Source organism: Pseudomonas sp. X10 (assembly GCF_054889225.1).
This window is the reverse complement of the sequence record NZ_CM142677.1, coordinates 5,397,153-5,412,547: the sequence shown is the minus strand read 5'-3', so window position 1 is coordinate 5,412,547 and position 15,395 is coordinate 5,397,153. Positions and strand designations below refer to the sequence as shown.

The window sequence follows — 15,395 nt, the reverse complement described above, 5'->3', positions numbered from 1 at the left end:
CCATGCAAGACCGTTGGACGGTGGTGGTCAGTCGAGGACCACTGCCTCTCCAACCCCGCGTGGGTCGCTCGCCGCTTCCAGCGTGCCTACGCCCTTGTTCCAATACAGCACCTGCTGATTGCCATAACTACGCCCCAGGTCCTTGAGGCGGTAGCCGCGTGCTTGGAGTTCGGCCTTTTGCCGCTCGTTGAAGGCGTCGGGTTCGTGCTCGACCACATCGGGCAGGTACTGGTGGTGATAGCGCGGGATCGCCGGCCATTCGGCCACCGGTCGGCCCTCCAGGAAGCCGAGCATCGACAGTAGGACCATGCTGGGGATGCGGCTGCCTCCAGGGGTGCCGAAGGCGGCGAACTGACTGGGGCTTTCGATGAAGCTCGGGGCCATGCTCGACAGCGGCCGTTTGCCCGCCGTGACGGCATTGGCCTGGCTACCGGCAAGGCCGTAGCTATTGCTGCCGGAGGGGTCGGCAGCGAAGTCGTCCATTTCGTTGTTCAGCACAACGCCGGTCCCCGGCACGCTGAAGGCCGCGCCGAACGGCAGGTTGACCGATAGTGTGGCGGCTACGGCGTTGCCGTCGGCATCGATCACGGCGAAGTGAGTGGTGTGGTCGCCTTCGCGCCAGACCGGCGCGGGCGGCAGCACGCTGCTGGGGGTGGCCTGGTGCACGTCGATGCTCTCGGCCAGGCCCGTGAGGTAGTTGCGCGCCAACAAGCGATTGATTGGATTGCTGACGTAGTCTGGATCGCCGAGCAGGCCGCGGTCGCGGTAGGCGCGGCGCAGCACCTCCAGCACATAGTGGCTGCGTTGCACAGGTTCGGCACTCTGCCAAGGCAGGCGCTGCAGCATGGTCAGGCTCTGCGCCAAGGCGATGCCACCGGCCGAAGGTGGCGGGGCGCTGATCAGTTCGCGTTGGTCTGCTAGCCGCACGCGCAAGGGCTCGCGGCGGGCGGTATGGTAGTCGGCCAGGTCATCGAGGCTCCAGATGCCGCCAGCCTGTCGCACACCCTCGACCAGAGCCTGGGCGGCTGGGCCACGATAGAAGCCGTCACGGCCTTGGTCAGCCAGGCGTTGCAGGGTGAGGGCAAGCTCGGGCTGGTGGATCCGCGTGCCGAGGGCGGGTACGGCATTGTCGCGCAGGAACAGGCGGGCGCTTTCCGCGTCGTCACGCAAGGCGCTCAGGCGCATTTGTGCGCGATCACGGTAGATGCGGTCCACGGCGAAGCCTTGGTTGGCCAGGCGGATGGCCGGGGCCAGCGTGCTTTTCAGGGGCAGCCTGCCTTGGGTTGCGGCAAGGTCGGCCAGGGCCTGGGGTAGGCCGGGGATGGCGGCTGCCAGTGGGCCATTGATCGAGAGCCCGGGCTGGATCTTGCCGTCCTTGAGATACATGTCCGGCGTAGCGCGGGCTGGGGCGCGTTCGCGGGCGTCGAGAAAACTGTAGCGTGGCGTGCCGCCGGCTTCGCGCAGGAGGAAGAAACCACCGCCACCCAGGCCTGAGCCGTAGGGCTCGACGACCGCAAGGGCAGCGCTGATGGCGATGGCGGCATCGAAGGCGTTGCCACCCTGCGCGAGGATTTCCCGTGCCGCCGCCGTGGCCTCGGAGTGCGGGCTGGCGATGGCGGCGCGCCCTGGACCGTCGGCTATGGCGGCAGTGGCCAGCAGTGCCAGGATGGCACCGATGGCTGCGTTGCGAATTACGCCGACGAACGGCATCAGGCCTTGCCGGTGATACGACGGTACTTGGCCATCAGTTCCTCTTCGGTTTCCGGGTGAGCTTCATCCAGGGGGATGCAGTCGACCGGACAAACCTGTTGGCACTGTGGTTCGTCATAGTGGCCTACGCACTGGGTGCACAGGTTCGGGTCGATCACGTAGATCTCTTCGCCTTGGGAAATGGCGGCGTTCGGGCACTCGGGTTCGCAGACGTCGCAATTGATGCAATCGTCGGTGATGATCAGGGACATGGGGACTCCGGCCAGGACTCAAGACCCTGGCATGTGAAAACCAATGGGCACAATTGTGCCGCATTCGCGCCCGCAGTGCACGCGGGCGCGACGCTCAGGGCTAAGCGGACTAACCGTACAGGCCGTTCGTCACTTCTTGAATCGTTCGGTCAGGGCCTCGGCCACCACCGGGTGGACGAACTTGCTGATGTCACCGCCCAGAGCGGCGATCTCCCGGACCAGTGTCGAGGAAATGAACGAGTAGCGCTCCGAAGGCGTCAGGAACAGGCTCTCGACATCTGGAGCCAGTTGCCGGTTCATGTTGGCCAGCTGGAATTCGTACTCGAAGTCGGAGACCGCGCGCAGGCCACGCAGGAAGACATTGGCGCCTTTCTCCTTGGCGAAGTGCGCCAGCAAGGTGGAGAAGCCGATGACTTCGACATTGGGCAGGTGCCTGGTGACCTCACGCGCCAGTTCCACCCGTTGTTCCAGGGGGAACAGCGGATTTTTCTTGGGGCTGGCCGCTACTGCGATGATCACATGGTCGAACAGTCGCGAGGCACGTTCGACCAGGTCGCCATGGCCTTTGGTAATGGGGTCGAAAGTACCCGGGTACAACACTCGGTTCATCGCGTCATCCTGGCTGGAGTGCGTTGGGGAGTCGGATGGTAGCGCAGCGACTGCGCTCGGCCAAGTCGCCGACGCCGGCTGATGGCACTATAGACAGTGCGGATATTCGTTGTCATGCCCTCTGTGACAGGCGATTGACCAAGGCGTCGGTCAATCGGGCGCTGAGGGCATATACCGATAATTGTGGGTTGGCGCCGATGCTGGTGGGGAACAGCGAGCCGTCGTGGATCGACAGGTTCTCCAACTGGTGGTGCCGACCGAGGCTGTCGCACACTGCCCGGCGCGGGTCTTCGCCGAGGGCACAGCCGCCCATGACATGGGCGCTGCCCAGGCGGGTACGGAACAGTTCCAGGCGCAGGCCGTCGATCAGTGCGCTGGCCTGTTCCGGGCTGTTGACGTAGCGGCCATCGGCGTGGATCGGCATCACCTGCTCGGCCCCGGCGCCAAACTGGATCTGCGCCATGCTGTGGAAGGCCCGGCGCACGCCGTCCCAGAGGTAGTCGCTCACGGGGTAGTCGAGGACCGGCGAACCGTCGCTGCGCAGTTCGACCTGGCCGCCCTGGCTCTGGGGATGAAACCCGTCGCGCAAGAGCGCCAGCATGACTTGGGTATTGGGCAATTGGCCCATGCGCAGGGCACTTTCCTCGCCGTAGCTGCCCAATAGTGTGCTGGCCAGGGCTGGATGCAGCGGTGGAACCTCCAGCTTGTAGCCGACCGACCCAGCCACACCCTCGCGCCACTGGAAATGGTCGCTGTAGATTGATTGCGGTGCGCCATAGAACGGGTTGATGGTGTCTTTGAACAGCGCGGCGCTGAAGTTGACCAGATGCAGGAAGGTGCGTTTGCCCACCCGTTGGTGCGGGTCTGGCGTGTCGGAGCGCAGCAGCAACGCTGGGCTGTTGATGCCGCCCCCGGCCAGCACGTAGTGGCGGGCGCGGACATGGACCTGACGGCCGTTGGGGTGAATGCCATTGCTGTCCAGGGCCAGGCAGTGCAGGCCGGTGACCTGGCGGCCATCGTGCAGCAGGCGCTCGGCGCGGGCCAGGTAGAGCAGCTCGCCGCCCTGGTCGAGGGTGGCGGGGATGCTGGTCACCAGCATCGACTGCTTGGCGTTGACCGGACAGCCCATGCCGCAATAGCCCAGGTTCCAACAGCCACGCACATTGCGCGGGATCACGCTCCAGCTGTAGCCGAGGGCTTCGCAACCACGGCGCAGGACCTCGTTGTTGGCATTGGGCGGCATTTGCCAGGGACTGATGCCCAGGCGTTGCTCCAGGCGCTCGAACCAGGGCTGCAGATCCGTGCTGGCAAGCCCTTTGACGTCATGCTCGCGGGCCCAATGCTGCAGGGTGGCGTCTGGGGTGCGGAAGCTTGAGGTCCAGTTGATCAGGGTGGTGCCACCCACGGCGCGGCCTTGCAGAATAGTGACGGCGCCATCCTTGCTCATGCGTCCCAGGCCTTCCTGATACAGGCTGCTGTAGGCCTGGTCTTCAAGCATGTGGAAGTCGCTGCTGGTCCTGAGCGGACCTTCTTCGATCAGCAACACCTTGAAGCCGGCGGCGCTGAGCAGCTCGGCGCTGGTGCCGCCGCCAGCGCCGCTGCCGATCACGGCGACATCGGCCTCCAGCGTCAGATCGTGTTCCAGGCGTGAGCCATCGTGGGTTTTCCAGCCTCGGACAAGGCCTTGGCGAAACGGGTCGGCGACAGGCATTGGCAATGCTCTTGTTGTTGTATGGTCAGATCTTCGGGGGCCCAGGGTAACCGCAGGCCGCCCAGGATTCGGGGAGCTCGTACCAGGCCATCAGTAGCAGTTGCAGCAGGGAGGCGTGGCCCATGCGCAGCAGGTTCAGCGAGCTGTCTTGCCAACGCTGCAGGAACCTTTGCAATTGCTCTGGCCGAGCCTTGTCCCAACTGCCCCAGATGCCGGTCAGCGGGCCGCGGGTCAGGGGCAGGGTGAGGACGTCGAACAGTTGCCGGGTCAGCTTGAGCATCTCAAGCGATAACCCGCCCAGCTTGCGATCCAGGCTGTGGAGGAGTGGGTCGGTGGTCGCCTGGGTACCTGCCAGCACTACCGGGGCCAAGGCGCGCAGCAGCGGCAGGTCGTTGTCACGCAGCACGGAGAAGCCGGCGGCGGATGTCTGTGCGGAACAGCCACTGAGGCTGGCGCCCAGGCCGGCGGTGGCAAGGAAGGCGCTGGCGCCGAGGCTGAATTTGAGCAGCTCGCGGCGTTGCAGGCCGGCGGGTCGGGTATGCATTGCGGTCGGCCCTCGCTTCAACGAATGAACAACCTGTACACCAGGCGCTGCAAGGCCTTGCCGTAGGGCGGGTAGATCAGCCGGGCAGCGTTCAGGCGTTGCTTGGTCAGTACGGCCTTGGCCTTGCTGAAGGTCAGGAATCCTTCCCGGCCATGGTAGTGGCCCATGCCGGAAGGGCCGATGCCGCCGAAGGGCAGGTCGTCCTGGGCGACATGCAGCAGGGTGTCGTTCAGGCAGACGCCGCCGGAGTGGCTGTGCTGCAGCACATGCTGTTGTTCGCCACGGTCGTAGCCGAAGTAGTACAGCGCCAGGGGCCTGGGGCGCTGATCGATGTAGGCCAGTGCCTGGTCGAGGCTGTCGTAGGGCACCAGGGGCAGCAGTGGGCCGAAGATCTCATCCTGCATGATCTGCATTCCATCGTTGACCCCGAGTAGCAGGTGCGGTGGTAGGCGTCGGCCTTGGCGTGGCTCCTCGGGGTACAGGTCGATGACCTCGGCACCCTTTTCCCGGGCATCGGCCAGCAAGTGCTCCAGGCGTTGCAACTGGCGCAGGTTGATGATCGCACTGTAGTCGGGGTTGTCCGCCACCTTGGGGTAGAAGCGCCTGACGGCCTGCCGGTAGGCCTCGGCAAAACCCTGCAGGCGTGCGCGGGGCACCAGGACGTAGTCCGGGGCGACGCAGGTCTGGCCGGCGTTAAGGGTCTTGCCGAAGGCGATGCGTTCGGCGGCGGTGTCCAGCGGCACGCTGGTCGAAACGATGGCTGGCGACTTGCCGCCGAGCTCCAGGGTGACCGGCGTCAGGTTCTCTGCGGCGGCGCTCATGACCTGGCGGCCGATATGGGTGGCGCCGGTAAACAGTAGGTGGTCGAAGGGCAGCCGGGCAAATGCCTGGCCGACCTCCACCTCGCCCAGTACGACGCTGACCAGGTCTTCGGGAAACACCTGCGCCAACAGGCGCTTAAGTACCAGGCCTGTGGTCGGGGTGGCTTCGCTGAGTTTGAGCATCACCCGGTTGCCGGCCGCCAGGGCGCAGGTCAGTGGGCCGATGGCCAGGAGCAGCGGGTAGTTCCAGGGTGCGATGATCCCGACTACGCCCAGAGGCTGGTATAGCACCTTGGCGCCGGCCGGCTGGAAGGCCAGGCTGACTTGCCGTCGTGATGGGCGCATCCAGCGGCGCAGGTAGCGCTCGGCATGGCGCAGCCCCTGTACGGACGGCAGCAATTCGGCCAACCGGGTTTCATCGGCACTGCGTCCGGAGAAGTCTGTGCTGATGGCTTCGATCAGGCTGGCCTGCTGCTCCAGCAAGGCTTGGCGCAAGCTCTTCAGCCATTGCAGACGTTGTGCGACGGGAGGCATGGGGTTGCCAGAAAACGCCTTGCGCTGGATGGCGAACGACGAGGCGAGAGCAAGGTCGGAATGCATGAGAGGGAATTCGACTTCGGAGGACATAGGCGCTCCATCCACGGCAAGGTATCGATCACTAGAGCCTATACTCTAATTTGTACGATGGTGCGAATTTTTCCTACGGTTAACAGGTACATCCCGGACGGGATAAACCGTAAGATGAGCCTAATCATTCAAGCTCGGAGACTGCAGCTGATCATGGCCCCGCGCATGAAGACCCGCGAGCGCATCGTGCAGAACAGCCTGGAGCTGTTCAACCAGCAGGGCGAGCGCAGCGTCAGCACCAATCACATTGCCGCGCACATGGAGATTTCTCCCGGCAACCTGTATTACCACTTCGCCAACAAGCAGGAGATCATTGCCGTCCTTTTCAGCCAGTACGAAGAGCTGGTGGACAGCTTCCTGCGCCCGCCCATAGGCCGTGCTGCCACGGTCGAGGACAAGCGTTTCTACCTCAAGGCTTTGCTGGCGGCGATGTGGAACTACCGCTTCCTGCACCGCGACCTGGAGCATCTGCTCGAAAGCGACCCGGAACTGGCCGCCCGCTACCGGCGTTTTTCCCAGCGCTGCCTGCAACAAGGCCAAGCGATCTATCGGGGCTTCGTCGATGCCAACATCCTCGATATGGATGCTGTGCAGATCGAATCCCTGACCGTCAACGCCTGGATCGTCCTGACGTCCTGGGTGCGCTTTCTCTGTACGACACGCGAACATTCCGCGCACCTGGGTGAAGAAGCCTTCAAGCGTGGCGTCTATCAGGTGCTAGTGCTCGAGCAGGGATTTGTCACCGCCAGCGCACGACTGGCCGTGGACGCCCTGTGCCAAGAATTCCATGTACCTTTCAATCAGGCCCTGGAGCAGTAGGCCGGTGCCATCCGTTCAATCGATCAGGAGACTGTCATGCCCCTTGCGCAATTGATCACCCCCCAGCAACTGGCCGAGCGCCTGGAGTCCCCGGAGCTGGTGATCCTCGACTGCCGATTTGCCCTGGAGGATGTGGATTATGGTCAACGCAGCTACGCCGAGGGGCACATTGCCGGGGCTTGTTTCGCCGACCTGGAACGTGACCTGAGTGGGCCAGTGGTCAAGGGCCGTACGGGCCGGCACCCGCTGCCAGAGCCGCAGCGGCTTGTCGAGTGCCTGCGCAGCTGGGGCATCGACGACGACAGCCAGGTAGTGCTTTACGACGACGGCCCCGGCGCCTTTGCCGCTCGTGCCTGGTGGTTGCTGGCCTGGTTGGGCAAGCGTGATGGCGTGTTCATCCTCGATGGCGGCCTCAAGGCCTGGCATGCCGCCAGCCTGCCCCTGAGTCTCGACCCTCCGGCAAAACGCGAAGGCAACTTCAGCGGCAAGCCGGACATGAGCCTGCTGATCGATGCCGAGCACCTGGGCAAACGTCTTGGCCGGGCGGAACTGACACTGCTCGATGCCCGTGCGTTGCCGCGTTTTCGCGGTGACATCGAGCCCATCGACCCGGTGGCCGGGCATATCCCGGGCGCGCAATGCGCGGCCTTCACCGATAACTTGGGAGCAGACGGGCGGTTTCTGCCGGCCGAGCAACTGCATCAGCGTTTCGCGGAAAAACTGGCCGGTCGCTCGCCGGAACAATTGGTGGCCTATTGCGGCTCGGGCGTGACGGCTTGCCACAACCTGTTCGCCTTGTGTCTGGCGGGTTATCCACTGGCTCGGTTGTATGCGGGGTCCTGGAGTGAGTGGATCACCGATCCAAAGCGTGGGGTGGCCAAGGGCGATTGAGGGCGTAATCCCGAAGTAGGGGCCAGTGCCAGCTGGCGACGGGGCGCATCGCGGCCTCGCTTAATACCTGGTCGTCCTCATACCCCCTCTAGTAGCCACTGCGGAATCCGTCGCTCCAGGTAATACCCGGGATTGCGCAGGCTGCCATCGACAAACCCTACATGACCGCCCCGGTCATGCAGTTCGAAGCAGGTCTGCGGCGCCAGTTCGCTGGCGCTGGGCAGGCTGTGGCTGAACACGAAGGGATCGTCGCTGGAGTGGATGATCAGTGTTGGCGTACGGTTTTGGCCCAGGTAGTAGCGGCTGGAAGAACGTCGATAGTAGTCGTGCGCATCGCTGAAGCCGTTGAGCGGTGCGGTGACCTTGCCGTCGAAATCCCAGAAGGTGCGCAGCTTGCGCAGGGGGCCGAGACGTTCCAGAGCCGCCAGGGCCTCATGGTGGCCCTTGTCGCGAAAATGCTGCTGTTTCTGCTGCACGTAGGCCAGCATTTCGCGCATGAAATGCGCTTGGTAGACCTTGGAGAAGCCCAGGCCGATACGGTCGGCGCACTGGTCCAGGCGAAAAGGCACCGACACCGCCGCAGCCGCTTCCAAGTGGCTGGCCGAACCACTTTCGCCAAGGTACTTGAGCAGCACGTTGCCGCCCAGCGAGTAACCGACTGCATACAGCGGCGCCAGTGGGCGCTGGGCGCGCAGGTGGCGGATGGCTTCGGCCAGGTCTTCGCTGGCGCCGGAGTGGTAGCAGCGTGGCAGCAGGTTCGGCTCGCCGGAGCAGCCGCGCCAGTTCAGGGCGACGCTGGCCCAGCCACGGGCTTGCAAGGCTTGCTGCAGGCCTTTGACGTAAGGGGAGTTGGACGAGCCAGTCAGGCCATGTAGCACCAGCACCAGCGGTGTATCGGCTTCGTGTGGCCCATGCCAATCCAGGTCGAGGAAGTCGCCATCGGCCAGCCACAGGCGCTCGCGCGTACGATGCAGTTCGGGAAGCTTGCGCCAGAGCGGGCCCCACAAGGTCTGCAGGTGGGGGTTGGAGAGCCCGATGGCCGGGCGGAAGGTGGCGGTGAGACTGGGCATGCTGGGCGACTCAGAGTGTGCCTGCCTAGATTGCCATGAAACACCGCCACTGTACTTGTGCTATTGGTCGGTGGCCTGTGGTGCGGGTAGGGGTTGTTGGTCCGCGGTGGGGCCGATGCTGATGAAGAACAAGCGCTCCAGGTCGAACCAACGCTGAAGGGCTTGACGCACGTGTTCAGTCGTCAGTTGCGCGAGCGTGTCCAGGTAAGTTGAAAGATGACTGCTCGGCAATCCTTGGTGACTGATCTCTACCAGTATTTTGGCCAGTTGGTCATTGCGGGCGGTCTTCTTGAGCTGCTCGCCAGCCAGCTGACTCAGCGCCAGGTCGAGCTCAGCCTGGCTTGGGCCCTCCTGAATGAAGCACCTGAGTACCTGCAGGACCAGCTCATGGGAGGCGTCTTTGTGAGCCGCTGCGATGTCCCATTCGATCTTGAATAGTCCGCCGGCCCTGAACGGTACCAGCGAGGCGAGTACGGAGTAGGTAAGCCCCCGGCTGTGACGCAGTTGCGCCATCAACCTGGAGTCGGCGCCCCCACCCAGGATTTCGTTCGCCATCACCAGGGCCGGGAAGTCCGGATCTGTCGACGATATATTCAAGGGCAGGGCGAGCAATGCCTTGTCGCTGCTACCGGGATGCTCCACATGCAGTGTTTTCGCCTCGGCCACTGGGACCCTGGGCAGTTCGGCCGCCGCCCAGCCCTGGGGGAGCGCTTGGCTGATGGCGTCGATGATCGTTTCGGCTTGCTCGCGGGACAGGTCGCCCACCAGCGCGATTTCGACATTGTTGGCGGAATAGGCGCGTTGGTGAAAGGTGCGGAGCATGTCCCGCGTCACGCCAGCGACGCCTTGCGGCGTGCCGGCATAGTAGGTGGCGTAGGGGTGGCCGGCGAACAGGTGGGCTAGCGTCTCATTCTGAATCCGGTTGTCAGTATCGGTATCACGGTGTCGCAAGTGGCTGAGCAGCCGCTCCTTGATCCTCTCAAGCTCGGATGAGTCAAAGGCTGGGCGAGCGACCATATCTGTGAGCAGTTGGATAGCCTGGGTACGCAAACCTTCCTTGCTGAGGCTGCGCAGGGCGACAGTGGCATGTTCAAGGGACACACTCCTGGTCATGGTTGCGCCCAAGCCTTCGAGTTGTTCGGCGAACTGCGTGCCATTCATCCGTTCTGTGCCCTGGTCGAGCATATACAGGGTCAGCGCCGCCAACCCGGGGGTATCGCCGTCCAGTGTCCCGCCCGCAGTGAAGCGCAGCACCAGATCGATCATCGGCAGCTCATGGGACTGCACGAACAGCACGCGACTGCCGCCCTCGGTCTGCCAGCACTGGACATTGCGGTTGAGCCGTTCCACCTGGCCGAGGTCGATGCCCTGCACCGACGTCAGGCCGCCGAAGTCAACCTCCGCCGTAGCGGTGGCCAAGTGCTCACAGGTTTCTTGCCGTGATGGGCGTGGGATGGGTGTCGTGTTACTCATGGGCATTCTCCCCGGCAAGTAAATAGGTGGTGGCCAGGCGTTCGCGGCTGAGATACAGCTGGGCCGCCTGTTGAATGTTTTCACCACTGATGGCTTCGATAGCTTGTTGGTCCTGCTCCATCAGAGCAGGGTCCAGCCCACTGACCGCATGCTGCCCTATAGCTATGGCCTGCTGTCGGATATCGTCGAGAGTGAAGGTCTGCTGGGCCAGCAGCTGTGCCTTGGCCCGTTCGAGTTCGGTTAGGGTAGGGGGCGTCTGCCTGATGGATTCGATGATCGCCCATACGTGCTCTGCCGCTTCCTTGGGCGTGCCTTCTTCCGGGTTGGTGTAGGCCTGGAGACCTAGCAAGGTGTCTCCGCGAAGAACATGGTCATAATCCGAGATGTAGCCTCTCAGTACCGGTCTCTTGCGCACCAGCTCCCTGTACAGCCTGGCGCCGGAGCCTTTGGCGAGGAGCTGCAGGGCGAGGCGCAATGCGTGCACAGTCTCAGGTGAGCGGGCGGTAGCCAGGCTTGGTGTGTTGAAGGAGATGATCAGGCCATCACGAAGCCCGTGCAGAGTCAGGGCCTGATGGCGCTCTTGAAGCATCCCTGCCGTTCTGGGGGGCGCTGACGTTAGCAGGTGTGCCGCCGCCTGCAAGGTGCCGAAATGACGCTCTGTTATCTGCTGCAAGCGTTGCAGATCGATATCACCGACCACCACCAGCGTGGCGTTGTTCGGGTGGTACCCGCTTTGATACCAGGCGCGCAGCCGCTCCAGCGACATGCCCTGCAAATCGGCCAAGTGGTCGTATCTTGAGGTGGCGTAGGGGCTGTCGCCAAAGGCGATGCACCTGTGGCGCATGTCCGCCAGTACATCCGGCACGTTATCCACTTTCAGCCTGTGTTCGGCCTTGACCACCTCCAGGGCCCGGGCGAACTCCGCTTCACCAAGGCTCGCGCTGGCCATGGCATCGGCCATGGCCTCCAGCACGATCTCCAGGCGGCTCGAGGGCAGGGTCGCGTCAAACACTGTGGCGTCGTCCAGAGTGAAGGCGCTCGGTTTGCCGCCTAGCCGGTTGAGTACCTTGGAGTACTGGCCTGGAGCGAGCTTTCTGCTTCCTTCGAACATCAAGTGTTCCAAGAGATGAGAAAGGCCGAAGTGGCCGGGCGGTTCATGGCTTGCACCGATGTGGTACCACAGCTGCGCGCAGACCAGCGGGGTGCGGTGATCCTCACGCACGTAGACCGTGAGGCCATTGGGGAGGATGAAGTACTGCAAGGAGGGCGCTGGGACCGCGTTTGCGATCCCGCTTTGCGCGGGAGATGACGGCATGCTTGAAGTGCTCCTGGTTGGTAAAAGGCCGGAGCAGCTTCGGTGAATCAGAGAGCCCGCCTGCGTTATGTAGTTATGCAGGCGGGCTGGTGGCTATCAGCCGCGTTGCCAGAGTGCGTAATGCACCTGGCCGGTCTTCTTCTCGCGGTGCAGGCGCCAGTTTCCGGGCATTTGCAGGGAGGAGGGGGCGGCTTCGCTTTCGGTGTAGATCCAGGCGTTGTCACGCAGCCACTGGCGTTCCTCCAGGAGGTTGCAGGTGGTGGCCAGCAGGTCCTGATGGAAGGGTGGGTCGAGGAACACCAGGTCGAACTGTTGCTTCACATCGCCCTGCAGGTAGCGCAGGGCGTCGTTTTGCAGCACCTGGCCGCGCGGGCAACGCAGCACTTCCAGGTTGTGCCTGAGGTTGGCGATGGCTGCCGGGTTGCTGTCCAGGGCCACGGCGTCGGCCGCCCCCCGTGACAGCGCTTCCAGGTACAGAGCGCCGCTGCCGGTGAAGGCATCCAGTACATGGGCGCCTTCGATGTAAGGGGCGAGCCAGTTGAACAGGGTTTCGCGGACCCGGTCCGGGGTCGGGCGCAGGCCCTCGCCCGCGGGCACGCTCAGGCGTCGGCTGCGCCACTCGCCGGCAATGATGCGCAGATGGCCATGGCCTTGGCTGGGCCTGGCGGAATGGGATGGCTTGGCCATTAATGCTCCGGTACGCCGAGGGGTTGCTCGGCTGGTTTGTCAGTGGGCGGTGGCAGCGGTTTCTGCGGCACCTTTGGGCCCGCAGTGACGATGACCAGCTTGTTGGCTGCCAGATGCTTGTTCAGCGCGGCCTTGACCTGCTCGGTGGTCAGGCTTTGGGACTGTTGCATGAAGTCCTCCAGCCAGGTCAGCGGCAGGTTGTAGAAGCCGATGGCGCCCAGTTGCCCGACGATACTGGCGTTGCTGGCATTGGACAGTGGGAAGCTGCCGGCCAGTTCGCGCTTGGCATCATCGAGTTCCTGCTGGGTCGGGCCCGTCTTGAGGTAATCGGCGAGGATGTCCTGGACCAACTTGAGCGTGCCTTCGCTGAGTTCGGCGCGGGTCTGCAGGTTGATCATGAACGGGCCGCGCACCTGCATTGGGCTGAAGACCGAGTAGACCCCATAGGTCAGGCCGCGTTTTTCCCGCACTTCGCTCATCAGTCGGGTACCGAAGGTGCCGCCGCCAAGGATCTGGTTGCCCAGCGACAGCGCAGCGTAGTCCGGGTCGTTACGGTCGATGCCGAGTTGCGCCAGCATCAGGTGGGTCTGCTTGGACGGGAAGTCGATGTGCGTGATGCCCGGCTTGGGTTCGCTCGGTTGAGGCAGCTTGGCCAGGGCCGGGCCTTTGGGCAGGGCGGAGGAGACCTGCGCGGCGATGGCTTCGGCCTCGCTGCGGCTGAGGTCGCCGACCAGGGCGATGACTGCGTTGCCGGCGGCGTAAGTGCGGGCATGGAAGGCGCGAAGCTGCTCAAGGGTGACCGGTTGGATGCTCTCGGCAGTGCCGTCACTCGGGTGGGCGTAGGGGTGATCGCCGTAGAGGCGGGCGAACAGTGCCTTGCCCGCCAGCTTGCCCGGGCTCTGCTTCTCATACTCGAAGCTGGCCAGCAGCTGGTTCTTGATGCGCTTGAGGGCGTCTTCCGGGAAGGTCGGCTTGCCCACGACTTCGGCGAACAGCTTCAGCGCCGGTTCGCGTTTGTCGGCTGCGCTCAGGCTGCGCAGGGAGGCCACTGCCATGTCACGGTACGAGCCGTTGCCAAAGTCCGCGCCGAGGCTTTCGAAGCCTTCGGCGATGGCGGTCACATCCTTGCCGGCCACGCCCTCGTTGAGCATGGCGTTGGTCAGGGTGGCCAGACCGGGGGTGTCGCCATCCTGGCTGCTGCCGGCGGCAAAGGTCACGCGCAGGTCGAACATGGGCAGTTCGCGGGCTTCGACGAACAGTACGCGGGCACCTTCGGCGGTGTTCCAGTTCTGGATGTTCAACTGGCGTCGGCCTGGCGTCTTGCCGTCCAGTTCGGCCAGCGATTGCAGGGTGTTGGCCGGGCGGGCGGCGGTGCTGCCGGCCTTGGCGGCATTGTCCGACTGTACCGGTCGGGCCAGAAAGAAGGCCAGGGCCACCACCAGTGCCAGGATACCGAGGCCCAGCAGGGTGTAGCGGGGGGCGCTGCGATCACTCATGAGCGGACTCCTCGGGCAATACATGGGCAACGCTCAGGCGTTCGCGGGTGAAGTAGGTACGTGCGGCGTTCTGGATGTCTTGCGGGGTCACGCGCTCGAGTTCGTCCAGTTCGCTGTCGATGAGCTTCCAAGACAGACCTACGGTCTCCAGTTGACCGATGGTCATGGCTTGGCTGCTGATCGAGTCACGGTCGTAGACTAGGCCGGCGATCACCTGGGCACGCACGCGCTCGAGTTCTTCAGCCGAAGGCGGGGTCTTCTTGAGTTCATCGAGCAGTTGCCAGAAGCCTTTCTCGACATCGGCCAGGGTCTTCTGCTTCTGCACGTTCGGGGTGGCCGAGAGCAGGAACAGGCTGTCGCCGCGGGTGAAGGCGTTGTAGCTGGACGAGGCACCGGAGACCAGCTCCTGGTCACGCTCCAGGCGCGACGGCATGCGGGCGCTGTAGCCACCGTCGAGCAGGGCCGAGATCAGGCGCAGGGCGTGTACGCTACGCGGGTCCTGGGCGGTAGCCAGGCCCGGTACGTTGAAGCCGTAGATCAGGCTGGGCAGTTGAGTGCGCACATGCAGGGTCAGTTGGCGCTGGCCGGGCTCGGTCAGTTCCAGGGGCAGCTTGGCTGGAGGCACCGGGCGCTTCGGGATGGCGCCGAAGTACTTCTGAGCCAGACCCTTGACCTCATCGACGGTGACATCGCCAACCACCACCAAGGTGGCGTTGTTCGGGGTGTACCAGGATTCGTACCAGTGGCGCAGCTCCTCTACCTTCATGCGCTCGAGGTCGGCCATCCAACCAATGGTCGGGGTGTGGTAGCCGCTGGCCGGGTAGGCCATGGCGCGGAACAGCTCGAAAGCCTTGGCGTTGGGCTGGTCGTCGGTCCGCAGGCGGCGCTCTTCCTTGATTACCTCGATTTCACGGCTGAACTCGTCAGCGGGCAGGCGCAGACTGGACAGGCGGTCGGCCTCCAGCTCCAGGGCCACCGGCAGGCGGTCGCGGGCCAGGACCTGGTAATAGGCGGTGTAGTCGTCGCTGGTGAAGGCATTTTCTTCGGCGCCCAAGTCGCGCAGGATGCGCGAGGCTTCACCGGGGCCGACTTTGGCGCTGCCCTTGAACATCATGTGTTCCAGAGCGTGGGAAAGGCCGGTCTGGCCCGGGGTTTCGTAACTGGAGCCGACCTTGTACCAGATCTGCGAGACCACCACCGGGGCGCGATGGTCTTCGCGCACGACGACCTTGAGGCCGTTGTCGAGGATGAACTCGTGGGTAGGTTGTGGATCGGCGGCCAGGGCCGCGAACGGCAGACAAAGTGTGCTGAGCAGCAGGCCAGCGGCGTGGCGGGCTAGAGCATTCATACGTCGTTTAACCTGTAGGACGG

14 protein-coding genes are annotated in these 15,395 nt (G+C 64.0%); 2 read left to right on the top strand and 12 right to left on the bottom strand.

The window, feature by feature from the left end; genetic code table 11:
* Positions 1 to 27 precede the first annotated feature (27 nt).
* The 6 genes from ggt to ACYU03_RS24555 form a co-directional block, all read right to left on the bottom strand.
* Positions 28 to 1,710, bottom strand: a complete 1,683-nt coding sequence (ggt, locus tag ACYU03_RS24580; RefSeq protein WP_461887196.1) for a gamma-glutamyltransferase — start codon at positions 1,708 to 1,710, stop codon at positions 28 to 30.
* Complete coding sequence (locus ACYU03_RS24575; protein ID WP_009396754.1) at positions 1,710 to 1,961, bottom strand: YfhL family 4Fe-4S dicluster ferredoxin; 252 nt, start codon at positions 1,959 to 1,961, stop codon at positions 1,710 to 1,712. Before ACYU03_RS24575 ends, ggt begins: the two co-directional genes overlap by 1 nt.
* A gap of 129 nt (positions 1,962 to 2,090) precedes the next feature.
* On the bottom strand, positions 2,091 to 2,570 hold the full coding sequence (gene coaD / locus ACYU03_RS24570; protein ID WP_461887195.1) for a pantetheine-phosphate adenylyltransferase: 480 nt from the start codon (positions 2,568 to 2,570) through the stop codon (positions 2,091 to 2,093).
* A gap of 112 nt (positions 2,571 to 2,682) precedes the next feature.
* Positions 2,683 to 4,281: a GMC family oxidoreductase gene (locus ACYU03_RS24565; protein ID WP_461887194.1), complete on the bottom strand. Its 1,599-nt coding sequence runs from the start codon at positions 4,279 to 4,281 to the stop codon at positions 2,683 to 2,685.
* 25 nt (positions 4,282 to 4,306) lie between these two features.
* Positions 4,307 to 4,804: a twin-arginine translocation pathway signal protein gene (locus tag ACYU03_RS24560; RefSeq protein WP_461891547.1), complete on the bottom strand. Its 498-nt coding sequence runs from the start codon at positions 4,802 to 4,804 to the stop codon at positions 4,307 to 4,309.
* Positions 4,805 to 4,842: 38 nt separating this feature from the next.
* On the bottom strand, positions 4,843 to 6,273 hold the full coding sequence (locus ACYU03_RS24555) for a coniferyl aldehyde dehydrogenase (RefSeq protein WP_461887193.1): 1,431 nt from the start codon (positions 6,271 to 6,273) through the stop codon (positions 4,843 to 4,845).
* Between the two features lie 153 nt (positions 6,274 to 6,426).
* On the opposite strand from ACYU03_RS24555, the gene ACYU03_RS24550 reads away from it, so the two are divergent.
* Positions 6,427 to 7,092 carry a TetR/AcrR family transcriptional regulator gene (locus ACYU03_RS24550; protein WP_461891546.1) on the top strand — a complete coding sequence of 222 codons (666 nt, stop codon included), beginning with the start codon at positions 6,427 to 6,429 and terminating at the stop codon, positions 7,090 to 7,092.
* 36 nt (positions 7,093 to 7,128) lie between these two features.
* Complete coding sequence (locus ACYU03_RS24545; protein WP_461887192.1) at positions 7,129 to 7,983, top strand: sulfurtransferase; 855 nt, start codon at positions 7,129 to 7,131, stop codon at positions 7,981 to 7,983.
* Positions 7,984 to 8,060: 77 nt separating this feature from the next.
* On the opposite strand, the gene ACYU03_RS24540 is transcribed toward ACYU03_RS24545, so the two are convergent.
* The 6 genes from ACYU03_RS24540 to ACYU03_RS24515 all read right to left on the bottom strand — a co-directional run bounded on the left by ACYU03_RS24540 (position 8,061) and on the right by ACYU03_RS24515 (position 15,372).
* Positions 8,061 to 9,053: a hydrolase gene (locus tag ACYU03_RS24540; RefSeq protein WP_461887191.1), complete on the bottom strand. Its 993-nt coding sequence runs from the start codon at positions 9,051 to 9,053 to the stop codon at positions 8,061 to 8,063.
* A gap of 60 nt (positions 9,054 to 9,113) precedes the next feature.
* Complete coding sequence (locus tag ACYU03_RS24535) at positions 9,114 to 10,526, bottom strand: M16 family metallopeptidase (protein WP_461887190.1); 1,413 nt, start codon at positions 10,524 to 10,526, stop codon at positions 9,114 to 9,116.
* Complete coding sequence (locus tag ACYU03_RS24530; RefSeq protein WP_461887189.1) at positions 10,519 to 11,841, bottom strand: M16 family metallopeptidase; 1,323 nt, start codon at positions 11,839 to 11,841, stop codon at positions 10,519 to 10,521. Before ACYU03_RS24530 ends, ACYU03_RS24535 begins: the two co-directional genes overlap by 8 nt.
* Positions 11,842 to 11,937: 96 nt before the next feature.
* Positions 11,938 to 12,528: a 16S rRNA (guanine(966)-N(2))-methyltransferase RsmD gene (rsmD, locus tag ACYU03_RS24525; protein ID WP_461887188.1), complete on the bottom strand. Its 591-nt coding sequence runs from the start codon at positions 12,526 to 12,528 to the stop codon at positions 11,938 to 11,940.
* Complete coding sequence (locus ACYU03_RS24520; RefSeq protein WP_461887187.1) at positions 12,528 to 14,024, bottom strand: M16 family metallopeptidase; 1,497 nt, start codon at positions 14,022 to 14,024, stop codon at positions 12,528 to 12,530. The genes rsmD and ACYU03_RS24520 overlap by 1 nt, the downstream gene beginning before the upstream one ends.
* A complete protein-coding gene (locus ACYU03_RS24515; protein ID WP_461887186.1) occupies positions 14,017 to 15,372 on the bottom strand; it encodes a M16 family metallopeptidase in 1,356 nt (451 codons plus the stop codon). Before ACYU03_RS24515 ends, ACYU03_RS24520 begins: the two co-directional genes overlap by 8 nt.
* Positions 15,373 to 15,395 lie beyond the last annotated feature (23 nt).

What these genes read in the sequence shown, in the direction of transcription:
- ggt (WP_461887196.1), bottom strand. Translation starts at nt 1,710, where the DNA reads ATGCCGTTCGTCGGCGTAATTCGCAACGCAGCCATCGGTGCCATCCTG.
- ACYU03_RS24575 (WP_009396754.1), bottom strand. Translation starts at nt 1,961, where the DNA reads ATGTCCCTGATCATCACCGACGATTGCATCAATTGCGACGTCTGCGAA.
- coaD (WP_461887195.1), bottom strand. Translation starts at nt 2,570, where the DNA reads ATGAACCGAGTGTTGTACCCGGGTACTTTCGACCCCATTACCAAAGGC.
- ACYU03_RS24565 (WP_461887194.1), bottom strand. Translation starts at nt 4,281, where the DNA reads ATGCCTGTCGCCGACCCGTTTCGCCAAGGCCTTGTCCGAGGCTGGAAA.
- ACYU03_RS24555 (WP_461887193.1), bottom strand. Translation starts at nt 6,273, where the DNA reads ATGTCCTCCGAAGTCGAATTCCCTCTCATGCATTCCGACCTTGCTCTC.
- ACYU03_RS24550 (WP_461891546.1), top strand. Translation starts at nt 6,427, where the DNA reads ATGGCCCCGCGCATGAAGACCCGCGAGCGCATCGTGCAGAACAGCCTG.
- ACYU03_RS24545 (WP_461887192.1), top strand. Translation starts at nt 7,129, where the DNA reads ATGCCCCTTGCGCAATTGATCACCCCCCAGCAACTGGCCGAGCGCCTG.
- ACYU03_RS24540 (WP_461887191.1), bottom strand. Translation starts at nt 9,053, where the DNA reads ATGCCCAGTCTCACCGCCACCTTCCGCCCGGCCATCGGGCTCTCCAAC.
- ACYU03_RS24535 (WP_461887190.1), bottom strand. Translation starts at nt 10,526, where the DNA reads ATGAGTAACACGACACCCATCCCACGCCCATCACGGCAAGAAACCTGT.
- ACYU03_RS24530 (WP_461887189.1), bottom strand. Translation starts at nt 11,841, where the DNA reads ATGCCGTCATCTCCCGCGCAAAGCGGGATCGCAAACGCGGTCCCAGCG.
- rsmD (WP_461887188.1), bottom strand. Translation starts at nt 12,528, where the DNA reads ATGGCCAAGCCATCCCATTCCGCCAGGCCCAGCCAAGGCCATGGCCAT.
- ACYU03_RS24520 (WP_461887187.1), bottom strand. Translation starts at nt 14,024, where the DNA reads ATGAGTGATCGCAGCGCCCCCCGCTACACCCTGCTGGGCCTCGGTATC.
- ACYU03_RS24515 (WP_461887186.1), bottom strand. Translation starts at nt 15,372, where the DNA reads ATGAATGCTCTAGCCCGCCACGCCGCTGGCCTGCTGCTCAGCACACTT.